We start from the raw sequence: 17,082 nt of genomic DNA on the forward strand, positions 1-17,082 counted from the left end.
CGGCGGCGGCGCTGTCGGCGAGCGCCGTGGCGACCTCCGCCGGCAGCCGGCACGGCGCGAGCGTCGTGGTCACCGCCGGCCCGGGCGTCGCGGCGAGCACCTCACGCAGCCGTTCGTCCAGGTCGGCCTCACCGGCCGCGGTCGCGGTCCGCGCACCCGCAAGGGCGGTGAGGGTACGCAGATCGTCCGCGCACCGCTCGCGCAACGTCGCCGAGTCGGGTACGGCACCGAGGCCGACCATGGTGAGCGTGCCCAGGACGGTGTCGTGCAGGTCGCGGTTCTGCCGCCGTTCGTCCTCGCGGGCGGCGCGCGCCACCACCGCCTCGTGGGACAGCCGCTGGTAGTCGGCGAACGCGGCGTCGGCGCGGGCGATCCGGCGGCGCATCACCGCCGTCATCACCGCCGCGCTGCCGGTCTGCACCAGCAGTGTGCCGGCGTGCGCCCGAGCCTCGGCCGGGTTGCCGGCCAGCACGGTGCCGGTGACGTACGCGGCGGTGACCAGCAGGCCGGCCGGCACGGACCAGCGGGCCGGGGCGGTGGCCTGCGCGTTGATGACTGTCGAGCTGGCCAGCACCGCGATCCAGCTCGCCTCACCCGGCAGCACCTCCGGCGCGACGAGCCACGGTACGGCGAGTGCGGCGGCGGTGGTCAGCGCCACGTCACCGGCGACCAGCGCGCCGCCGATGCCGTGCCGCAGCGCGCGGAACGCGTACCAGACCGACCAGGCGGTGAGCACGGCGACGGCGGGGATCAGCAGCGCCACCCGCACCGGCGGCGTACGCACCGACAGCGCGACGACCGCGCCGACCAGACCGCAGGTGAGCCGCAGCAGCGCGGGCAGGGTCGTGAAGATCAGGCTGAACGCGTCACCCGCCGGGCGGGCCAGCAGGGGCCGGGGCAGGGGCATGGCGGCAGCGACCGGCATCGGGGAGATGTCCTTCCGGTTGCGACCCGGCCGGGTCCGCGCGGCATAGATTGACGCTGGAGAATAACATGGTTTGTCGCAACTGGTCACCCTTGGTGCTTGACGAGTTTCGCTCCGGCGTAAAGCAGCCGGCCGTCCGGCCCGGCGGTCAGCGGCGCGCTACGGCGAGCAGGTGGGCGCTGGCGCCGAGGATCGCGGCGTCCCGCTCGAACGTCTCGGCGCAGGCCACCGCGTCGGCGAACAGCCGCTCGTCCGGCCCGGTGCCGAGCGCGTTCAGCACCGGCCACAGCGGACCCTCCACCCCGTACACCTGCGGGTTGGGCAGGCCCGCCGCGACGAACTCGGCCGCCAACTCCTCCGGGCGGTGGAAGAACGCGGTGGTGAAGCCGGTGCGTGGATCGTTCACCCCGGTCTCGTACTCGGCGCGCAGCAACTGCCGGTTGTCGTCGTCCAGGCGGCCCTGCACGGTCAGGTCGATCAGCGCGGCGTGACGGCTGATCGCGGCCGCCACGATCGTTCCGCCCGGCCGGGTCACCCGCGCCGCCTCGCGCAGCGCGGCCACCCGGTCGGCCTGCCGCGGCAGGTGGTAGAGCGGTCCGAGCAGCAGCGTCGCGTCCGCCGCCGCGTCGGGCGCGGGCAACGCGCGGGCGTCACCCACCGACGCGGCGACAAGGGGGTACGCCGACCGCGCCGCCGCCACGTGCGCGGGCACCAGGTCGACCAGGTGCACCCGGTAACCGGCCGCGGCGAGCGGACCCGCGTACGCCCCGGGACCACCGCCGACGTCCAGCACGTCGGCCGGTGCGGCGGGCAGCAGGCGGGCGAGCAGATCCCGGGTACGTCGTGCCTCCAGCCGGCCCTGCGGCGACCCTTCCAGCCGGTCGGCCTCGACGTAGACCTCGGTGTAGTAGCGACTGACGTCCGGCTCGGGTGGACGGTGTGCGGGCATCAACCGATGGTCGTCGAGAAGCGGAACCAGGGCATCCGGATTACGGTTGCCCGCGTTTCCTACCCTGCGGGGTATGGCATACCAGCCGGCCATGGTGCCGCCGAAGAAGTCCAAGCGAACCCTCTTCATCGTGCTCGGCTTGGTGCTGGCGATCTGCTGCTGCGGCGGTGTGCTCAGCGGCTTCTTCCTCTTCCGGGCCGTGCAGGAAGCCACCGGCCCGGCGCGGTCCACAGCGGAGACGTTCGCCGAGGCGATCGTCGACCGCGACTATCCGGCCGCGTACCGGCAGCTCTGCACCCGCGCACGCGACCGGGTCAGCGAGGCGGACTTCACCCGGCAGCAGTCCTCCCAGCCGGAGTTCACCGGCTACGAGATCACCGGGCTCAACGTGTCCAACAACAACGGCCGGGTGAGCGGGGCGACGACCATCCGCTTCACCCCGGCGGTCGGCACCAACGTGACGCAGTCGTTCCCGATGGTCAAGGAGGACGGGGAGTGGCGGATCTGCGAGTGAGCCCGTAGCGGGCCTCCGCGCGTACCTGATCCACTTGTCGCATGGCCTCACCTTCCACCGCACCGCTCCCGCCGGCCGTCGCGGACCGGCTCGCCCGCGAACGCAACGTCTGGCTCTGCACGCTGCGCCGGGACGGCTCACCGCACATGACGCCGGTGTGGTTCGTCTACGCCGACGGCGTCTGGTGGATCGGCTGCGAGGCACGCAGCGTCAAGGCCCGCAACGTGGCGGCCGACCCCCGCGTCTCGCTCGCCCTGGAGGACGGTGTCCACCCGGTCGTCGCGGAGGGTGTCGCCCGACTGCACCGTGCCGACTTCCCGCCCGCGATCGTGGCGGCGTTCGCCGAGAAGTACGGCGGCTGGGACATCCGGCAGCCGGTCACGCCGGACGGGGAGCGGGTGCTGCTGGAGGTCCCCGTCCGGCGGTGGCTGCTCGCCGGCCGGGCACGCTAGTCCCCGGGGAACCCCCAGAAGTAGAGCTCGTTCGGGGCACCCGCCTCGTCGTGCAGCACGGCGTACCGGCCGAACCAGCGCTGCTCGGCCAGCGGCTCGAGCGCCTCGACGTGAGCGCGGGTCGGCCTCGCGACGCCCACGCGGGCGAGCGCCTCGGCCTCGGTCACCCGCTGGAGCGTCCCGAAGTCGGGCTCCTCGCCGTCGTCCAGCACCCACGTCATGTCCAGGATGGAGTGGGTGCCGGACTCCTGTACACGCTCGTCGCCGCCACCGCCCAGCGGCGCACGCGATCATGCCGGAGACCACCGACGAAATCGGCGGGTCAACGCGCCCAGGATTCCTGTGCCACCCTCTGCGCCATGTGTCTGTCGCCAAGCCTGGGAGTCGCCGCGGCCGTGGCCGGCCTGCTGTCGGTCGGAGCGGCACTGCTCGCCATGCCGGAGGCGTCGCTTCTCTGGGCGGTGGTCACGCTGGCGGCGCTGGCCGGCCACGCGCTCGCCGCCTCCGGTACGCCCCGGGTGCGGTGGAGCGTCGCCGCCGGCGCCGGGCTGTTCGCCCTGGTGGCAGCCAGCAACCTGCTCTGGCACCGGGAACGGGTGGCGGACGCGGGCGAGCCGCGGGGGAGCCAGGCGGCGACGCGGACGTACCTTGTGGAGAGCCTGCGGGAGGGCCTGGACCAGCAACGCCTGACCGCGTGGGGCTTGGCTCTCGGCGTACTCCTGCTTTCCGTTGCCGTGCCGGCGTCGCCGGCACGCGGCGGACGGCGGGGTGTGGTGACGACGGTCCTGGCGGTGGCCGTGCTCGTCTGGTGCGGGCTGAGCGTGGCGGCGACGCCCGGCGACCCGCCGCTGCCCGAGCTGCTCCTGGCGCTGCAGCCGGCGTTGCTCGCCGCGCTCGTGACCGCCGGGGTGCTGGCGTCGTCCGGATGGCGGGGTGACCGGCGCGGGCTCCTCACGGCGGGGATGGTCCTGCTGGCGGTGGTCGCCGTGCGGGCCTGCGCGGATCTCGCCTCCACGTGGGCGAGTTGGTGGGCGTTTGTCGAGCCCGCCAGGGACGCCTTCCTGCAACCGGGATTCATGGTGAGCGTGGGTGGCTCGGCGGGAGGTGCCCTTGAGGTGTCCTCGGCAGTGGAGACGGCTGTCGCTCTCGGCGGCGCGGGACTGGCGGTCGTCGGCGTGCTGCGTGCCTCCCGCGAGAACGCCCGTCCGTAGTCTCCCCCTTGCGCGGGTGGTCGCGCCTACGGGTGCGAATCGGTGATCGCGATGACCTCGTCGAGGCGGTCCAGCGCGGCCCGCAGGTCGTCGACCTTGGCCTGGATGCGCTCACGCTCGGCGCGCAGCATGGCCCGCTGTGCGGGGTCGGTGTGCCCGGAGTCCCAGCACGGCAGGAGTTCCGCGATCCGGCTGCTGGTCAGGCCAGCGGCGTACATCTGCTGGATGAAGCGCACCAGCGTGACCGTGTCCGGCCGGTAGAGGCGCTGGCCGGACGCGCTGCGCCGGGGGAAGAGAAGACCCTGCTCCTCGTAGTAGCGCACGGCGCGCACCGACACGCCGGCGTCGCGCGCCACCTCGCCGATGCGGATCAGCGGCTCGGTCACGGTGACCCCTCTCACCCCGGTCCCGGCGATCGACACTTGCCTCTGACGTCAACGTCAGGTTTTAGCGTACCGGGCATGGACATCAACGACTCGATCGCCCTCGTCACCGGAGCCAACCGCGGCCTGGGCCGCGCCTTCGCCCAGCGCCTGCGCGAACGCGGCGCCCGCAAGGTCTATGCGACCGCACGCCGGCCCGAGACCGTGGACCTGCCCGGCGTCGAGGTGCTGCCGCTGGACATCACCAGTCCCGCATCCGTACGGGCCGTCGCCGCTGCCGCCCCGGACGTCACGCTGCTCGTCAACAACGCCGGGATCCAGACCGGAACCGACCTGGTGACCGGTTCGCTGGACGCGGTGCGGCACGAGGTGGACACCAACGTGCTCGGCCACCTGGAGATGATCCGCGCGTTCGCGCCGGCACTCGCCCGCAACGGCGGAGGCGCGATCGTGAACGTGCTCTCCGCCATGTCGTGGTTCGGGACCAGGGGCGCAGGCGCGTACCACCTGACCAAGGCCGCCGCGTGGGCGATGACGAACGGCGTACGCCTGGAACTCGCCGACCAGGGCACGCTCGTGACGGCGGTACACCTCGGGCTGGCCGACACCGACATGTCCGCCGGCTGGCCCGTCGACAAGATCGCTCCGTCGGACCTGGCCGACGCGGCGCTCGACGGCGTCGAGGCGGGCGCCGCCGAAGTCCTCGCCGACCAGTGGAGCCACGACGTGAAGTCCCGGCTGACGCTGACGCCGGAGGAGTTCAACGCCGCGATGGACCGCGCCCTGGCGGCGCTGACGGCGGACTGAGATGTTTCAGCCGTCCCGCCCTGCCACGACGTGACGGACCCGCCCGGCTGTACGCTCCTGGTCGTGGCGGCCTTCGACCCGGAGTCGATCTCCGTGGCGATCTGCGTTGCGCCTTATGAGCAATGCGCCGGTGACCCTCGTCTGGCGTATGTCATCCTGCACCGGACGACCGGGTGGCTGCGCGACCACAGCTACCAGGTCATTTAACCGCACGCCTCGGCCTGGAGCACGGGGGAGGTCATGCATCGGGACAGGGCCGTGCTCTGGTTCCCCAGCTACGATGCGTTCGTCACGCACTGCCCGAGGTCCAGCCAGATTCTGCTGGACACCATGGTGCATCACTCCCAAAGCGCGAGCCCCGATTGGCCGACGTATGAGAGCGTCGTGGGTCCGAATCAGAGCTGGCCGATCCTTCGCAGCCCGTTGATGGAGTCGTCTACAAAACGACGCCATGAGTCCAAGTAACGGACCGGCCCATCGGGGTCTAGCTCCTCTAGTAGCCTCCTTCGATTATGAGGGAAGGCTGCCTGAAGGGACTTCCTGCGCCGCCCCGTCGTCTCCGATGCGGTAACGATCAGCTCCTTAAGGAGCGCCTTCGGATCAGCAATCCTCTCCGCTTCCCTAGGAGTTGGAATGTCCAAGCGTACTCGTCCATTCGGATTCCCGGCGACCTCCCTGATCAGCCTTTCGTCTAGCACGAGCCATGCTTCGGTCATGCGTACGGGAATTATAGAAACGTGGATGGCATGCGGTGTCACCTCGCTTATTGCGCTAACGATCTCAGACGTGCGTGCCTCTATGCCTGCTCCGTCCGCATCGCGATGAATAAAGAGGATCTGATATTCGCCACCCAACTGCAGGAGCGCGCGAAGCTTTCCGGCTATTGTCTTGTCTGTGGCTGGTAGCAACTCTGCGTCGGGTGTGGTGAGATGGATTTGGATGCCGCACTCAATCGCGATTCGCTCGATGTGGACCGCGATGCCCGCGTCGCTCGAACCTTCGCCAAGGAACGCTCCTCTCTGCATCACGCGGCATCCAGTTCTAGCGTTAGTTGGGCGCCGGGAGGCGCGACAAGGTATGGAAGAATGTCAGCCTTGGTGTAGGTGCCAGTTTCCCCGGTGGCACGCCATGTACCCGAAAGTGGTCTGAGAATAAGGCCTCGTGAGATCGTGCCATCTGGAGCGGAGCGATGCCCTACAGAGGCGAAGAGTAGATGTTCTGGCTTGACCAATTGTACGACGAATGGCGAGTGAGTGTTGATGATGACTTGGCGAAAGGGGTTGTCTTCTCCTGGCGCCTCTGACGTGTCTACCGCCAACTCTTGGACGAGCCGCACCATTGAGGGTAGGTTCGCCGGATGAATTCCGTTCTCGGGTTCCTCCATACAGAAGAGCCCTTCGGCCCCGGAGTCTTCCAGCAGTACGCAAAGGGCTAGGAAGCGCAAGGTTCCCTCAGAGAGGCTGCGTGCGGGAAGGCGGAGGCCCGAGCGCTCCTTTAAGTAGACCGTCAGCAACTCTCGTACGTCGTCTGCCACAACTTCGATTCCGTGAACTGAGATGCCTGTCAGTTCCGCTAGCCGATTCGCCACGCGGGAGTAGACCCGCTGGGTGTCCCCATTCGGATCAGAAGTGGCAATTCGGTATAGTGCGCCTGGCAAATGCCTGCCGTCCGCCTCCATGAAGCGCGGGTCCACGAACCGGTCCGAAGTTCTAAGGGCCGACGGCTCTAGCGCTAGCCTCCGCCACGATTGCATCTCACGTCGTGTCGCAAGAATTGTCGGATCGTCGCTTCCGGTTACGGTGCTGACAACTGTTCCGGGGGCCCGTGAGGCGGCCGATGGCCTCGGCTTTCCGCGGCTCCCTCCGTCCTGATGAATGCTGATTACCGGCTCGCCGTGCTCTTCGGATGTAGAAATGAAGGCGACGCCGCTACGGCGGCCCTGGAGAACGCTCGAACGGAAGTGTGATGCGCTGTGCGGAAACTTGAGACGAGAGGGTGCATCGCCGATGTTGATGTGACGAAGCGCTTCCTTCAATAGGCGTAGGCGTCCGATTCGTTCTACGCCGGTCGGGGGCTGGTAGCCGATCTCAAGCTCGTATCGTAGAAAAGAGATTGTAGGTCTTGCCACCCGTCCGAAGTCGTCTTCTACGGTAAGCGGCACAATCATCTCAGCAGCAAAGCTTATGCGGCGCCCTTCGGACTCGTACCCGTTCCAGAATAAATCGCGAGGATCGCCGACTCGCTCACCATGGACGCCTCTGACCTGCTGCGCTGCATCCATCATCGGCATATCGGAGAGTAGGCTCAGGAACTGAATCGCGTCGAATACGTTGGACTTGCCCGTTCCATTCGGGCCAGCAATGCACGTAAAGGCCCCGAGGCTGATATCCAATCCAAGTAGATTCTTGAAGCCGTTGACTTCCAACCGTGTAAGCATCGTGTCTCCTAAGATGACCGCTGGCAGCGTACCGCCATCTGCCACTAAAGGGCACGAGGCGCTTATGCCTGGTGGGTCGGGAGGCCTAGCCGTGGCTAGGCGAGCCGGACGAACGTGCCCGGACGTGACGTCGTCAGCCCTGGGAGGGCTCGCCCCGCAGGCCTGCTCGCGACTGCCCCCAAAACCGTCACCCCCTCGCACCAGTGTCTTCACCCAGTAGACAACCAGATGAGGAAAGTGCCTGTGCGCCCGGCAGGATTCGAACCTGCGGCCTTGGGATTAGAAGTCCCCTGCTCTATCCGCTGAGCTACGGGCGCGTGCCGACGGTCGTTGCGCCAAGAGGGTACCGCCGCTCCCCGCGTGCCCGGTGGTACGGGTCGGCGCGTCCGTTCCGCCCCTCAGCGTCCCACGCCGGGGCCCGGACCGGCACCACAGTTCCGGCGGGTCCGGCGCGGGCCGGGCGGGACGCGATCCGTACCCTCGTCGGATGCTGCTCGACCAGGAAACCGAGAACGAGATCGTCTTCGAGCTGTGTCAGCTCCTCGGGCGGGCGATCCTGCCCCTCACCGGCTCGGACGGCCCGGGCACACCGCCCGGCGTCCTCGGCACGGCCTTCTTCTACAGCGAGCTGGTCGGCGCTACGGACGACGGCGAGATCGCGCACGAGTGGCTGCTCACCGCCGACGCGCTCACCGACCGGGCGTACGGCGAGATCGGCTTGCGGCCCAGCGTCACCGACCCGGCCGAGGGTGCGGACGAGCCGATCGACCTGCCCGGTTTCGCCGACCACTGGCTGCACCTGCCGGAACTGGGGCTCGCCGCGATGCCGACCGGCGGTCTGCACGGCTGGGCCGACGATCGGGGCTGGCGCTGGCGTACCCAGCATGTCACCGAGGCGGTGGCCGCGCCGGCCGACGCGGTCGCGCGGATCGGCGCGGCGCCCGCGTCGGCGTTCGTGCTGGCCCTAGGGGTCGGCGACGGCGGGTCGCGGCCGTTGGAGGCGGTGGTCGAGCGGGTCGCCCGGGACGGCGGCGAGGTGCGGGTCACGACGGAACTGCCCGCCGGCTACGTGGGCGCGCCCGTGTTCGCGGTCGAGGCCGGGCCGGACGGCGGGCCCGCGCTGCGTTGCCTGGGCGTGGTGCTGCCGCCGCAGGCTGGTGGCCATCCGATCGCCACCTTCGACCGGATCCGCGCCGCGCTCACGGCGGTCGTCGCCGACTGAGCCGGGCGTCCCGGCGGCGGGACGGACCGGCCTCAGCCCTCGGCGTTCGCGTCGGCCGGCCGCCGAGGGGCCGGAGGCGTCGTGGGCTCCGGCTCGGTCGGCCCGGCGCGGAGGAATCCCTCCGCCCACCGTCCGACCTCCGCGAAGACCTTCTCGCGTACGCCGGGACTGGACAGCGTGAGGTCGTGCAGCCCGCCGTCGAAGCGGGCCAGCGTGACGTGCCGACCGAGGCGGGGCGCCCAGCGCACCATGTGCTCGACGTCGAGCACCGCGTCGGCGCCGGTGGCGCTGTCGTGCCACTTGGTGCCCCGGAAACTACGCGTGGAGCAGGCGAGCAGCACCGGCACCGGGATGTCCAGCCCGGCCCGCAGGCGACGTTGGCCGGTACGGATCGCGTTGAGCCAGCCGGCCCGGACCGGGAACCCGGCGAGCGGCTTCCAAGCCAGGTCGTACCGCCATTCGCCCCGGTGGTCGGCGTGCAGGCTCTCGCCGTACACCGTGCCCAGGCCGAACGGCAGGACACGCTGCGGCGCCCTGCGGCCCAGGCGGGAGACGGCGGCCGCGAGGGGCCGGCGGACCATCCAGGGCGCGTTGATGTCGAAGAAGGGGCTGTTGAGCACGATGCCGTCGACCAGGCCGGCGTCGCGGCGGTCGTGCGCCCACAGCGAGATGATCAGGCCGCCGGTCGAGTGGCCCATCGCGAGCAGGGTGTCGTGTCCCTCCTCGGCGCGGATGATCTCCGCGGCGGCGTCCAGCTCGGGGAAGTAGTCGCTCAGGTCGCGGCAGAAGTTCGGGGTCTGGTGCGGGAGCAGACTGCGGCCGTACTTGCGCAGGTCGAGCGCGTAGAAGTCCCAGCCGCGCTCGGCGAAGAAATCGGCCACGTGGGTCTGGAAGAAGTAGTCGACGAAGCCGTGCACGTAGAGCACGGCGCGGCCGGTCGGGCGGTCGGCGCGCCGCCGCACGAGGGTCGCGACCACCGGCCCCTCGTCGTCGGTGCCCAGCTCGATCGTCCGCCGCTCGTAGGGGGCGCCCAGCACGTCCGGTTCCACGACCGCGACGGTACGCCGCCTCGCTACCCGGCGGTAGCCCCCGTCCGCCCGCACCGGACGGACGGGGGCATACGGCCTCAGACGGTCTCGGCGTCCTCGCGCTCGGCTTCCTGCAACGGGGTGCCCTCGGGCTGGTCGACGGCGCGCAGGTGCTTGTTGTGGCGCGGCTCCTGCCGGGTCTTCGCGTCGTTGAGCTTGCGGCGCAGGTCGTCCCGGACGTCGTTGAGCGCGGCGTGCAGATCCTCCTCGGTCGAGGTGGTGACGATCTTCTGCCGCCCGGCGATCCAGCACTCCAGGGTCACCTTCTGGCCCCGGGCCTCGCGATCCTTGACGGACACCTCCAGCTCGGTGGCGTCGGCGTGGAAGCCGGCGAGCCGGGCGTCCAGGGTCCCGAACTGCTCGGCGATCCAGTTGCGGTCGCCCTGGGAGAACCCGGCGCCGACCCGCAGGCACTCGGCCACGGTCGCGGGGTTCGCCACGGCGCTCATCGCGCTGCCTCGCGGACGTCTCGGAGAAGCATGGGAGCTCCCTTTCTCTCGGTTGATCAAGTACTTACCCAACCGGCGTGATTCCGGAACGCCTGCTTGCCGGCTCCACTCGATCATGCGTCTTTGCAGCTCAGGCACGTAGGGCCGGTCGGCCTAGCAGATCGGGACCTTGATCAGGTGGTTGTCCACAGGTCGGTTCGTCATCCACAGGGCCGGGCCGGCGGGGTGGCCCGGGCCGGGCGTCCGGCCGACGCTCACCGGGACAAGTCGATCCCTGGGAGGGGCGATGTTCGATACGTACGTGACGATCGTCGGCAACGTGCTGACCGCGCCGGAGTGGCGCCGGACCACGCAGAGCGGGACGCTGGTGGCCAACTTCAAGGTCGCCTCGACCGCGCGCCGCCTCGACCGCGACAGCGGCCGCTGGGTGGACGGCAACAGCCTTCGGGTACGCGTCAACTGCTGGCGCCGCCTCGCCGAGGGGGTGGCCGCCTCGGTGGCGGTCGGTGACCCGGTCATCGTGGCCGGGCGCCTCTACACCCGGGACTGGACCGACGAGTCCGGCACCCACCGCACGCTCTACGAGCTGGAGGCGGTGGCCGTCGGGCACGACCTGTCCCGGGGCCGCGCCCGCTTCCTGCGCAACCAGCCCCGCGCGGCCACCAGCACGGTCGAGGACGCGGAGGCCGAGCAGCGGGTGCACGGCGAGGCGACCGAGCCGGTGCCGGATGCCCAGGCCCCGGCGACGTTCGACGACCGGCCCTTCGACGACGACTTCCCGCCGCCGGAGTACGGGGGCCGGGTCGGACTGGCCGGCACCGTCGAGCGGGTGGGCGAGCCCGACCCGTTCGACGGCCGGCCCGGTGTGCGGCAGGCCGCCGGCTTCGACCCCGGGTCGGGCGGCCCGGAGGAGGAGCTGGGCGACGCGGAGGACGACGGCCCGGTGACGGCCGAGGACGACGAACTGGGCGAGGTCACGCCGCCGGAGGCCGACGGGCCGGGTGGTGCCGGACCGGGTGAGGGCGAGCCGGGCGGCGCGAGCCCGGGCGGGACCGCGTCGGGGCGTCGCGGACGGCGGCGTACCCCGGTGCCCGCCTGACTCTTCGTCCGACGGGGGCGGGGGGTGGTGACGTCGGCGACACCACCCCGCGGTACGACTAGGCTGGCCGGCCGGAGGTGGTGACGGGTGCGGCAGGCGACCGCCATGGCGAACGCGACCGGGTTGGTGGCGGGCTACGCGCTCGACGCGCTGCTCGGCGACCCCCGCCGGTGGCATCCGGTGGCCGGCTTCGGCACGGCGGCCGGTGCGCTGGAACGGCGGGTCTACCGCCCCGACCGGGCGGCCGGCACCGCGTTCACGGCGCTCGCCGTCGGCGCGCCGGTCCTGCTCGGTGCCGCCGCCGCGCTGGCGACCCGGCACCATCCGATCGCGCGGGCCGCGCTGGTGGCCGCCGGCACCTGGACGGTGCTGGGTGGGCGCACGCTGCGGCACGAGTCCCGGGTGATGGCGCGGGCACTCGGCCGGGCCGACCTGCCCGCCGCCCGGGCCCGCCTGGGCAACCTCTGCGGGCGCGACCCGTCCGCCCTCGACGAGCCCGAACTCGCCCGCGCCACTGTCGAATCGGTCGCCGAGAACACCTCGGACGCCGTGGTCGCCCCGCTGGTCTGGGGCGCCGTCGCGGGCCTGCCCGGCCTGCTCGGCTACCGGGCGGCGAACACGCTCGACGCGATGGTCGGGCACCGCTCGCCCCGGTACGCCCGCTTCGGCACCCCCGCGGCCCGGCTGGACGACGCGCTGAACCTGCTGCCGTCCCGGCTCACCGGGCTGCTCACGGTGGCCGTCGCGCCGGTGGCGCACGGGGACCGCGCCGCCGCGTGGCACGTGTGGCGGCGGGACCGGGCCGACCACCCGAGCCCGAACGCCGGTCAGTGCGAGGCGGCCATGGCGGGCGCGCTCGGCGTCCGGCTCGGCGGCCGTAACGTCTACTTCGGCCGCGCCGAGACCCGGCCGTTCCTCGGTGACGGACCCCGCCCCGAGGCGCGGCACCTGAAGCGGGCCGCCCGGATCTCCGGTGCGGTCGGTGTGGCGGCGCTCGGCCTGGCCGCGCTCTACCCGGTGACGGTCGGGCGTGCGGCCGGGGCGGCCGGACGGGCCGCGCTTGGCGTCCTCATGCGTGCGGCCCGCCGGGGGAGCGGGCGTTGAGCGGCGGGCTGCTCGTCGCCGGCACCACCTCCGACGCCGGCAAGAGCGTGCTCACCGCCGGCATCTGCCGGTGGCTGCGCCGCCGGGGCGTCCGGGTCGCCCCGTTCAAGGCGCAGAACATGTCGAACAACTCCGCCGTGGTGGTCGGGCCGGACGGTCGCGGCGGCGAGCTGGGCCGCGCCCAGGCGATGCAGGCCGCCGCCTGCGGGCTCGACGCCGACCTGCGCTTCAACCCGGTGCTGCTCAAGCCGGGTAGCGACCATGCCAGCCAGGTGGTGCTGCTCGGCGAGGCGGTCGACACGGTCACCGCCGGCAACTACCACGAGGTACGGTCCCGGCTCGCCACCACGGCGTACGCGGCGCTGGCCGAGTTGCGGGCCGAGTACGACGTGGTGATCTGCGAAGGCGCGGGCAGTCCCGCCGAGATCAACCTGCGCGACGGCGACTACGTCAACATGGGGCTGGCGCGGCAGGCGGGGCTGCCAGCGATCGTGGTCGGCGACATCGACAGGGGTGGCGTGTTCGCCTCGATGTTCGGCACCGTCGCGCTGCTCGACGCGGCCGACCAGGCGCTGCTGGCCGGGTTCGTGGTGAACAAGTTCCGGGGTGACCGCGGCCTGCTCCAGCCGGGGCTGGACATGCTGCGCCGGGTCACCGGCCGCCCGACGTACGGGGTGGTGCCCTGGGCACTGGACCTGTGGCTGGACGCGGAGGACTCGCTCGCGTACGGGCGGGTTCTCGGCCGCCCGGCGGCGCCCCGGGGCACCGACTGGCTCGACGTCGCCGTGGTGCGGCTACCGCGGATCAGCAACGCCACCGACGTGGAGGCCCTCGCGACCGAGCCGGGTGTGCGGGTCCGCCTCACCGTCGAGCCGGCCGAACTGGCCGCCGCCGACCTGGTGGTGCTCCCCGGCACCAAGTCGACAGTCGCCGACCTGGCGTGGCTGCGGGAGACCGGACTGGCCGACGCGGTGCGGGCGCACGCCGCCGCCGGACGGCCGCTGCTCGGCATCTGCGGCGGCTTCCAGATGCTGGGCCGGGCGATCCACGACGCGGTGGAGAGCCGCCGGGGCACCGTACCCGGCCTCGGGCTGCTGCCCGTCGAGATCACCTTCGAGCCGCGCAAGACGGTTCGCCGGGCCGATGGCACCGCCGCCGGCGACGTGCCGGTGCACGGCTACGAGATCCACCACGGCCGGGTCACGGCCGCCGACCCGGGACTCGCGCCGCTGCTGCGCTACGCCGACGGCACCGGCGAGGGCGCGCGCCTCGGCACCGTGTACGGCACGCACTGGCACGGCGCCTTCTCCTCCGACGCGTTCCGCCGCCGGTTCCTGACCGAGGTGGCGGAGGCGGCCGGGCGTACCGGGTTCAAGGTCGCGCCGGACACGTCCTTCGCGGCGGCCCGGGAACGGACGCTGGACCTGCTCGGCGACCTGGTGGAGGAACACCTCGACACGGACGCGCTGTGGCGGCTCATCGAGTCCGGCCCACCGCCGGGGCTGCCGTTCGTGCCACCCGGCGCGCCACCGGCTCAGTAGCGCACGTCGGCCGGGCGGTCGGACATCGGCAGCCCGGCCTCCCGCCAGCCCTGCACCCCGCCGATCATGTCGGTGGCCTGCCGCAGCCCCAGCGTCTGGAGGCTGGCGGCGGCCAGGCTGGAGCTGTACCCCTCCCGGCACACCACGACGACCTCGCGGTCGTACCCGGTGGCCTCCGGGATGCGCCACGCGCTGGCCGGGTCGAGCCGCCACTCCAGCACGGTGCGGTCGATGACGATCGCGCCGGGCAGCTCACCCTCCTCGCGGCGCTGCGCCTCGGTACGCGTGTCGATAAGCAGCGCGCCGCCACGGACCGCCTCGACGGTCTCGTGCGGGGTCAGCCGGCGGAGACCGGCGCGGGCCTGTTCCAGGAGGGCGTCGACGCCCGGACACATCACGTCATGGAGCACCCCCCGATGATGCCCAGCGCGCAGCGCCGCCGCTCGGCGAAACGGTCCGCCCGGGTCGCAGTTTCCAGCGGACGGGGGAACGTTAGCGTCGGTCGGGTGAACGTGGCGGTGATCGAGGCGTACGCCGGGCTGGCCGGTCGGGTGCTGGCCGGTCCGGCGCGGTTGGGGCGTACCCGGCTGGTCGCCGTCGACGGGCCCAGCGGCGCGGGCAAGAGCCGGTTCGCGACGCGCCTCGCGGACGCCCTCGCGGAGCGGGCGGGCGGCGTGCGCCCGCCGCTCGTGCACACCGACGACCTGCTCGACGGCTGGGACGACCAGCTCACGTTCTGGACCCGGCTGGAGGAGCAGGTGCTCGGCCCGCTGCGGGCCGGCCGGGCGGGCGGGTACCGGCGCTACAGCTGGGTGCGCCGGCGCTTCCTGGACCGGGTGGTGCCGGTTCTGGCCGGTCCGGTGCTGATCGTCGAGGGGGTGAGCGCCGCCCGCGCCGCGGTGCGCCCCGAGCTGACGCTGTCGGTGCTGGTCACCGCGCCGGCCGAGCTGCGGTTGCGGCGGGCGCTGGCCCGCGACGGAGAGCAGATCCTGCCGGAGCTGCGCCGCTGGCACGCGGGGGAGCGGGCGCACTTCACCGCCGACGGTACGGCCGCGGCGGTGGACCTGGTCGTCGACGGCGCCCCGGACCTGCCGCACGACGCGGGCCGGTACTACGTGCGCGCGGGGCGGCGATCGGGCTCGGGCGACGTGGTGGGGTAAGGCCAGCATACGATTCCGGTCATGACCACTCCGATCCTCTCCGAGTCCGAGGTGCGGGCCGCCGTCGAGCGGGAACTGCCCGGCGTCCGTGCCGACCTCGAGCGACTCGTCCGCATCCCGGGCATCGCCTTCGAGGGCTTCGACCACTCGCACGTGGAGCGTTCCGCCGAGGCGGTGGCGGAGCTGCTGCGCGGCTGCGGCCTCGACACGCGGATCGTCCGGTCCGGCGGCCAGCCCGCGGTGATCGGCACGAAGGCGGCCCCGCCCGGCGCCCCCACCGTGCTCATGTACGCGCACCACGACGTGCAGCCGGTCGGCGACCTGTCGCTGTGGGAGTCGGACCCGTTCGAGCCGGTGGAGCGCGACGGCCGTCTCTACGGCCGGGGTGCCGCCGACGACAAGGCCGGCATCATGGCGCACGTCGCCGCGCTGCGCGCGTTCGGCGACCGGCTCCCGGTCGGCGTGGTGCTGTTCATCGAGGGCGAGGAGGAGTACGGCTCGGACTCGCTGGAGCGGCTGCTCGCCGAGCACCGCGACGACCTGGCCTCGGACGTCATCGTGATCGCCGACTCCACCAACTGGGACGTCGGCGTGCCGGCGCTGACCACCTCGCTGCGCGGCATCGTCAACTGCTTCGTGGAGGTGCGCACGCTCGACCACGCCGTGCACAGCGGCATGTTCGGCGGCGCCGTGCCGGACGCGCTCACCGCCCTGGTGAAGCTGCTCGGCACGCTGCACGACGAGGCCGGCGACGTCGCGGTGGACGGGCTGGTCGGCCGCGAGGGCGCCAGCGTCGACTACCCGGAGGACCGGTTCCGGGCCGAGGCCGGCCTGGTCGACGGCGCGACGCTGTTCGGCACCGGCCGGATCACCGACCGGCTCTGGACCAAGCCGGCGCTGGCGATCCTGGGCGTGGACGCGCCGTCGACCGGCGAGGCCCCGAACGCGCTGGTGCCGTCCGCGAAGGCGAAGCTGAGCGTACGGCTGGCGCCGGGCGACGACCCGAAGAAGGCGTACGCGGCGCTGACCGCGCACCTGGAGCGGCACGCGCCGTGGGGCGCGCAGGTGTCGGTGACGTTCGAGCACGACGGCGCGCCCTGTGTCATCGACGCCTCCGGGCCGATGTTCGACGCGGCCCGGTCGGCGTTCCGGACGGCCTGGGACGGCACCGACCCGGTCGACATCGGGGTGGGCGGATCGATCCCGTTCATCGCCACGTTCCAGGAGATGTTCCCGCGGGCCGCGATCCTGGTGACCGGTGTGGAGGACCCGCACGCGCGGGCGCACGGCCCGAACGAGAGCCTGCACCTGGGCGAGTTCGCCCGGGTGTGCCTGGCCGAGGCGCTGCTGCTGGCCCGGGTGGCGGAGGCCGGAAACCGCTCCTGAGGTGTCGAAACCGTAACTTCGGGGCCGATGTCGGAGTTTGTGGTGTGTCGGCGGGCGGGGTGTTATAGCCTTTCGAACATGCGTACGAACGACGAGATGGAGCGGCTTCAGGCCGCCGTCCGTGCTCTGGGGGACGTCGACGTCTCCGCGTGGTCCGAGGACACGCTCAACGAACAGATCGGCGAGCTCTCCGCCGCCCTGGTCACGCTCGACGCGCTGCTCACCCGGGTCGCCGAGGGCGTGCGCGGGCGCGGCCTGCGCATCGAGGAACCGGTCTCGGCCTGACCGTCGGCCCGGCGGCCCCGGCGCACCCTTGCGGTGTGCCGGGTCGCCGGATCCGCCCCGATGTCACAGG

General features: G+C 72.1%; 21 protein-coding genes and 1 tRNA gene. 12 read left to right on the forward strand and 10 right to left on the reverse strand.

Annotated elements, in window-relative coordinates:
* Positions 1-925, reverse strand: a 925-nt coding sequence (locus AC2CHG_RS11240) for an ATP-binding protein (RefSeq protein ID WP_484524686.1), incomplete at its 3' end; no start/stop codon positions are given.
* 148 nt (positions 926-1,073) lie between these two features.
* Positions 1,074-1,874, reverse strand: coding sequence for a class I SAM-dependent methyltransferase (locus tag AC2CHG_RS11245; RefSeq protein WP_355508975.1), 801 nt, complete (start codon positions 1,872-1,874; stop codon positions 1,074-1,076).
* A 73-nt stretch (positions 1,875-1,947) separates the two neighbouring features.
* On the opposite strand from AC2CHG_RS11245, the gene AC2CHG_RS11250 reads away from it, so the two are divergent.
* Together AC2CHG_RS11250 and AC2CHG_RS11255 are read left to right on the forward strand one after the other, a co-directional pair.
* On the forward strand, positions 1,948-2,388 hold the full coding sequence (locus AC2CHG_RS11250) for an Rv0361 family membrane protein (RefSeq protein WP_484524687.1): 441 nt from the start codon (positions 1,948-1,950) through the stop codon (positions 2,386-2,388).
* Between the two features lie 41 nt (positions 2,389-2,429).
* On the forward strand, positions 2,430-2,840 hold the full coding sequence (locus AC2CHG_RS11255) for a TIGR03618 family F420-dependent PPOX class oxidoreductase (RefSeq protein ID WP_357209716.1): 411 nt from the start codon (positions 2,430-2,432) through the stop codon (positions 2,838-2,840).
* On the opposite strand, the gene AC2CHG_RS11260 is transcribed toward AC2CHG_RS11255, so the two are convergent.
* On the reverse strand, positions 2,837-3,061 hold the full coding sequence (locus tag AC2CHG_RS11260; RefSeq protein ID WP_484524688.1) for a hypothetical protein: 225 nt from the start codon (positions 3,059-3,061) through the stop codon (positions 2,837-2,839). The two genes, AC2CHG_RS11255 and AC2CHG_RS11260, sit on opposite strands and share 4 nt — an antisense overlap.
* 138 nt (positions 3,062-3,199) lie before the next feature.
* On the opposite strand from AC2CHG_RS11260, the gene AC2CHG_RS11265 reads away from it, so the two are divergent.
* Entirely contained in the window at positions 3,200-4,051 is an 852-nt protein-coding gene (locus tag AC2CHG_RS11265; RefSeq protein WP_484524689.1) for an aminopeptidase, read from the forward strand.
* Between the two features lie 26 nt (positions 4,052-4,077).
* Here the strand turns inward: AC2CHG_RS11265 and AC2CHG_RS11270 are convergent, their stop codons facing one another.
* On the reverse strand, positions 4,078-4,437 hold the full coding sequence (locus AC2CHG_RS11270; RefSeq protein WP_128138284.1) for a MerR family transcriptional regulator: 360 nt from the start codon (positions 4,435-4,437) through the stop codon (positions 4,078-4,080).
* Between the two features lie 75 nt (positions 4,438-4,512).
* On the opposite strand from AC2CHG_RS11270, the gene AC2CHG_RS11275 reads away from it, so the two are divergent.
* The gene (locus AC2CHG_RS11275) at positions 4,513-5,241 is read left to right on the forward strand and encodes an SDR family oxidoreductase (RefSeq protein ID WP_484524690.1); all 729 of its coding nucleotides are present in this window, start codon (positions 4,513-4,515) and stop codon (positions 5,239-5,241) included.
* Positions 5,242-5,304: 63 nt separating this feature from the next.
* Positions 5,305-5,448, forward strand: coding sequence for a hypothetical protein (locus AC2CHG_RS11280; RefSeq protein ID WP_484524691.1), 144 nt, complete (start codon positions 5,305-5,307; stop codon positions 5,446-5,448).
* A 188-nt stretch (positions 5,449-5,636) separates the two neighbouring features.
* Here AC2CHG_RS11280 and AC2CHG_RS11285 read toward each other — a convergent pair whose 3' ends face one another.
* From AC2CHG_RS11285 to AC2CHG_RS11295, 3 genes are all read right to left on the reverse strand, one after another.
* Positions 5,637-6,269 carry a hypothetical protein gene (locus AC2CHG_RS11285; RefSeq protein ID WP_484524692.1) on the reverse strand — a complete coding sequence of 211 codons (633 nt, stop codon included), beginning with the start codon at positions 6,267-6,269 and terminating at the stop codon, positions 5,637-5,639.
* Positions 6,266-7,678 carry an AAA family ATPase gene (locus AC2CHG_RS11290; protein ID WP_484524693.1) on the reverse strand — a complete coding sequence of 471 codons (1,413 nt, stop codon included), beginning with the start codon at positions 7,676-7,678 and terminating at the stop codon, positions 6,266-6,268. The genes AC2CHG_RS11285 and AC2CHG_RS11290 overlap by 4 nt, the downstream gene beginning before the upstream one ends.
* A gap of 244 nt (positions 7,679-7,922) precedes the next feature.
* Positions 7,923-7,995: transfer RNA gene (locus AC2CHG_RS11295), tRNA-Arg, on the reverse strand.
* A 170-nt stretch (positions 7,996-8,165) separates the two neighbouring features.
* Here AC2CHG_RS11295 and AC2CHG_RS11300 point away from each other — a divergent pair.
* Positions 8,166-8,900: a hypothetical protein gene (locus AC2CHG_RS11300; RefSeq protein WP_262014114.1), complete on the forward strand. Its 735-nt coding sequence runs from the start codon at positions 8,166-8,168 to the stop codon at positions 8,898-8,900.
* Positions 8,901-8,932: 32 nt separating this feature from the next.
* Here the strand turns inward: AC2CHG_RS11300 and AC2CHG_RS11305 are convergent, their stop codons facing one another.
* Both AC2CHG_RS11305 and AC2CHG_RS11310 read right to left on the reverse strand, forming a co-directional pair.
* Positions 8,933-9,949 (reverse strand): alpha/beta hydrolase, encoded by a 1,017-nt coding sequence (locus AC2CHG_RS11305; RefSeq protein ID WP_262014115.1) that lies wholly within the window; start codon positions 9,947-9,949, stop codon positions 8,933-8,935.
* A gap of 77 nt (positions 9,950-10,026) precedes the next feature.
* Positions 10,027-10,437 carry an HPF/RaiA family ribosome-associated protein gene (locus AC2CHG_RS11310; RefSeq protein WP_484524694.1) on the reverse strand — a complete coding sequence of 137 codons (411 nt, stop codon included), beginning with the start codon at positions 10,435-10,437 and terminating at the stop codon, positions 10,027-10,029.
* A gap of 286 nt (positions 10,438-10,723) precedes the next feature.
* On the opposite strand from AC2CHG_RS11310, the gene ssb reads away from it, so the two are divergent.
* From ssb to AC2CHG_RS11325, 3 genes are all read left to right on the forward strand, one after another.
* Complete coding sequence (ssb, locus tag AC2CHG_RS11315) at positions 10,724-11,536, forward strand: single-stranded DNA-binding protein (RefSeq protein ID WP_484524695.1); 813 nt, start codon at positions 10,724-10,726, stop codon at positions 11,534-11,536.
* An 87-nt stretch (positions 11,537-11,623) separates the two neighbouring features.
* Positions 11,624-12,640 carry a cobalamin biosynthesis protein gene (locus AC2CHG_RS11320; RefSeq protein WP_484524696.1) on the forward strand — a complete coding sequence of 339 codons (1,017 nt, stop codon included), beginning with the start codon at positions 11,624-11,626 and terminating at the stop codon, positions 12,638-12,640.
* On the forward strand, positions 12,637-14,181 hold the full coding sequence (locus AC2CHG_RS11325; RefSeq protein ID WP_484524697.1) for a cobyric acid synthase: 1,545 nt from the start codon (positions 12,637-12,639) through the stop codon (positions 14,179-14,181). Before AC2CHG_RS11320 ends, AC2CHG_RS11325 begins: the two co-directional genes overlap by 4 nt.
* On the opposite strand, the gene AC2CHG_RS11330 is transcribed toward AC2CHG_RS11325, so the two are convergent.
* The gene (locus AC2CHG_RS11330; protein ID WP_194800739.1) at positions 14,175-14,576 is read right to left on the reverse strand and encodes a rhodanese-like domain-containing protein; all 402 of its coding nucleotides are present in this window, start codon (positions 14,574-14,576) and stop codon (positions 14,175-14,177) included. The two genes, AC2CHG_RS11325 and AC2CHG_RS11330, sit on opposite strands and share 7 nt — an antisense overlap.
* A 111-nt stretch (positions 14,577-14,687) precedes the next feature.
* Here AC2CHG_RS11330 and AC2CHG_RS11335 point away from each other — a divergent pair, with 111 nt between their 5' ends.
* The 3 genes from AC2CHG_RS11335 to AC2CHG_RS11345 all read left to right on the forward strand — a co-directional run bounded on the left by AC2CHG_RS11335 (position 14,688) and on the right by AC2CHG_RS11345 (position 17,012).
* Positions 14,688-15,341 (forward strand): uridine kinase family protein, encoded by a 654-nt coding sequence (locus tag AC2CHG_RS11335; RefSeq protein ID WP_484524698.1) that lies wholly within the window; start codon positions 14,688-14,690, stop codon positions 15,339-15,341.
* A gap of 21 nt (positions 15,342-15,362) precedes the next feature.
* The gene (locus tag AC2CHG_RS11340) at positions 15,363-16,727 is read left to right on the forward strand and encodes a dipeptidase (RefSeq protein ID WP_262014120.1); all 1,365 of its coding nucleotides are present in this window, start codon (positions 15,363-15,365) and stop codon (positions 16,725-16,727) included.
* A 78-nt stretch (positions 16,728-16,805) separates the two neighbouring features.
* Positions 16,806-17,012 (forward strand): hypothetical protein, encoded by a 207-nt coding sequence (locus AC2CHG_RS11345; protein ID WP_030273275.1) that lies wholly within the window; start codon positions 16,806-16,808, stop codon positions 17,010-17,012.
* The last annotated feature ends 70 nt before the right edge of the window (positions 17,013-17,082 follow it).

This window comes from Micromonospora sp. ATLC20 (assembly GCF_057196585.1).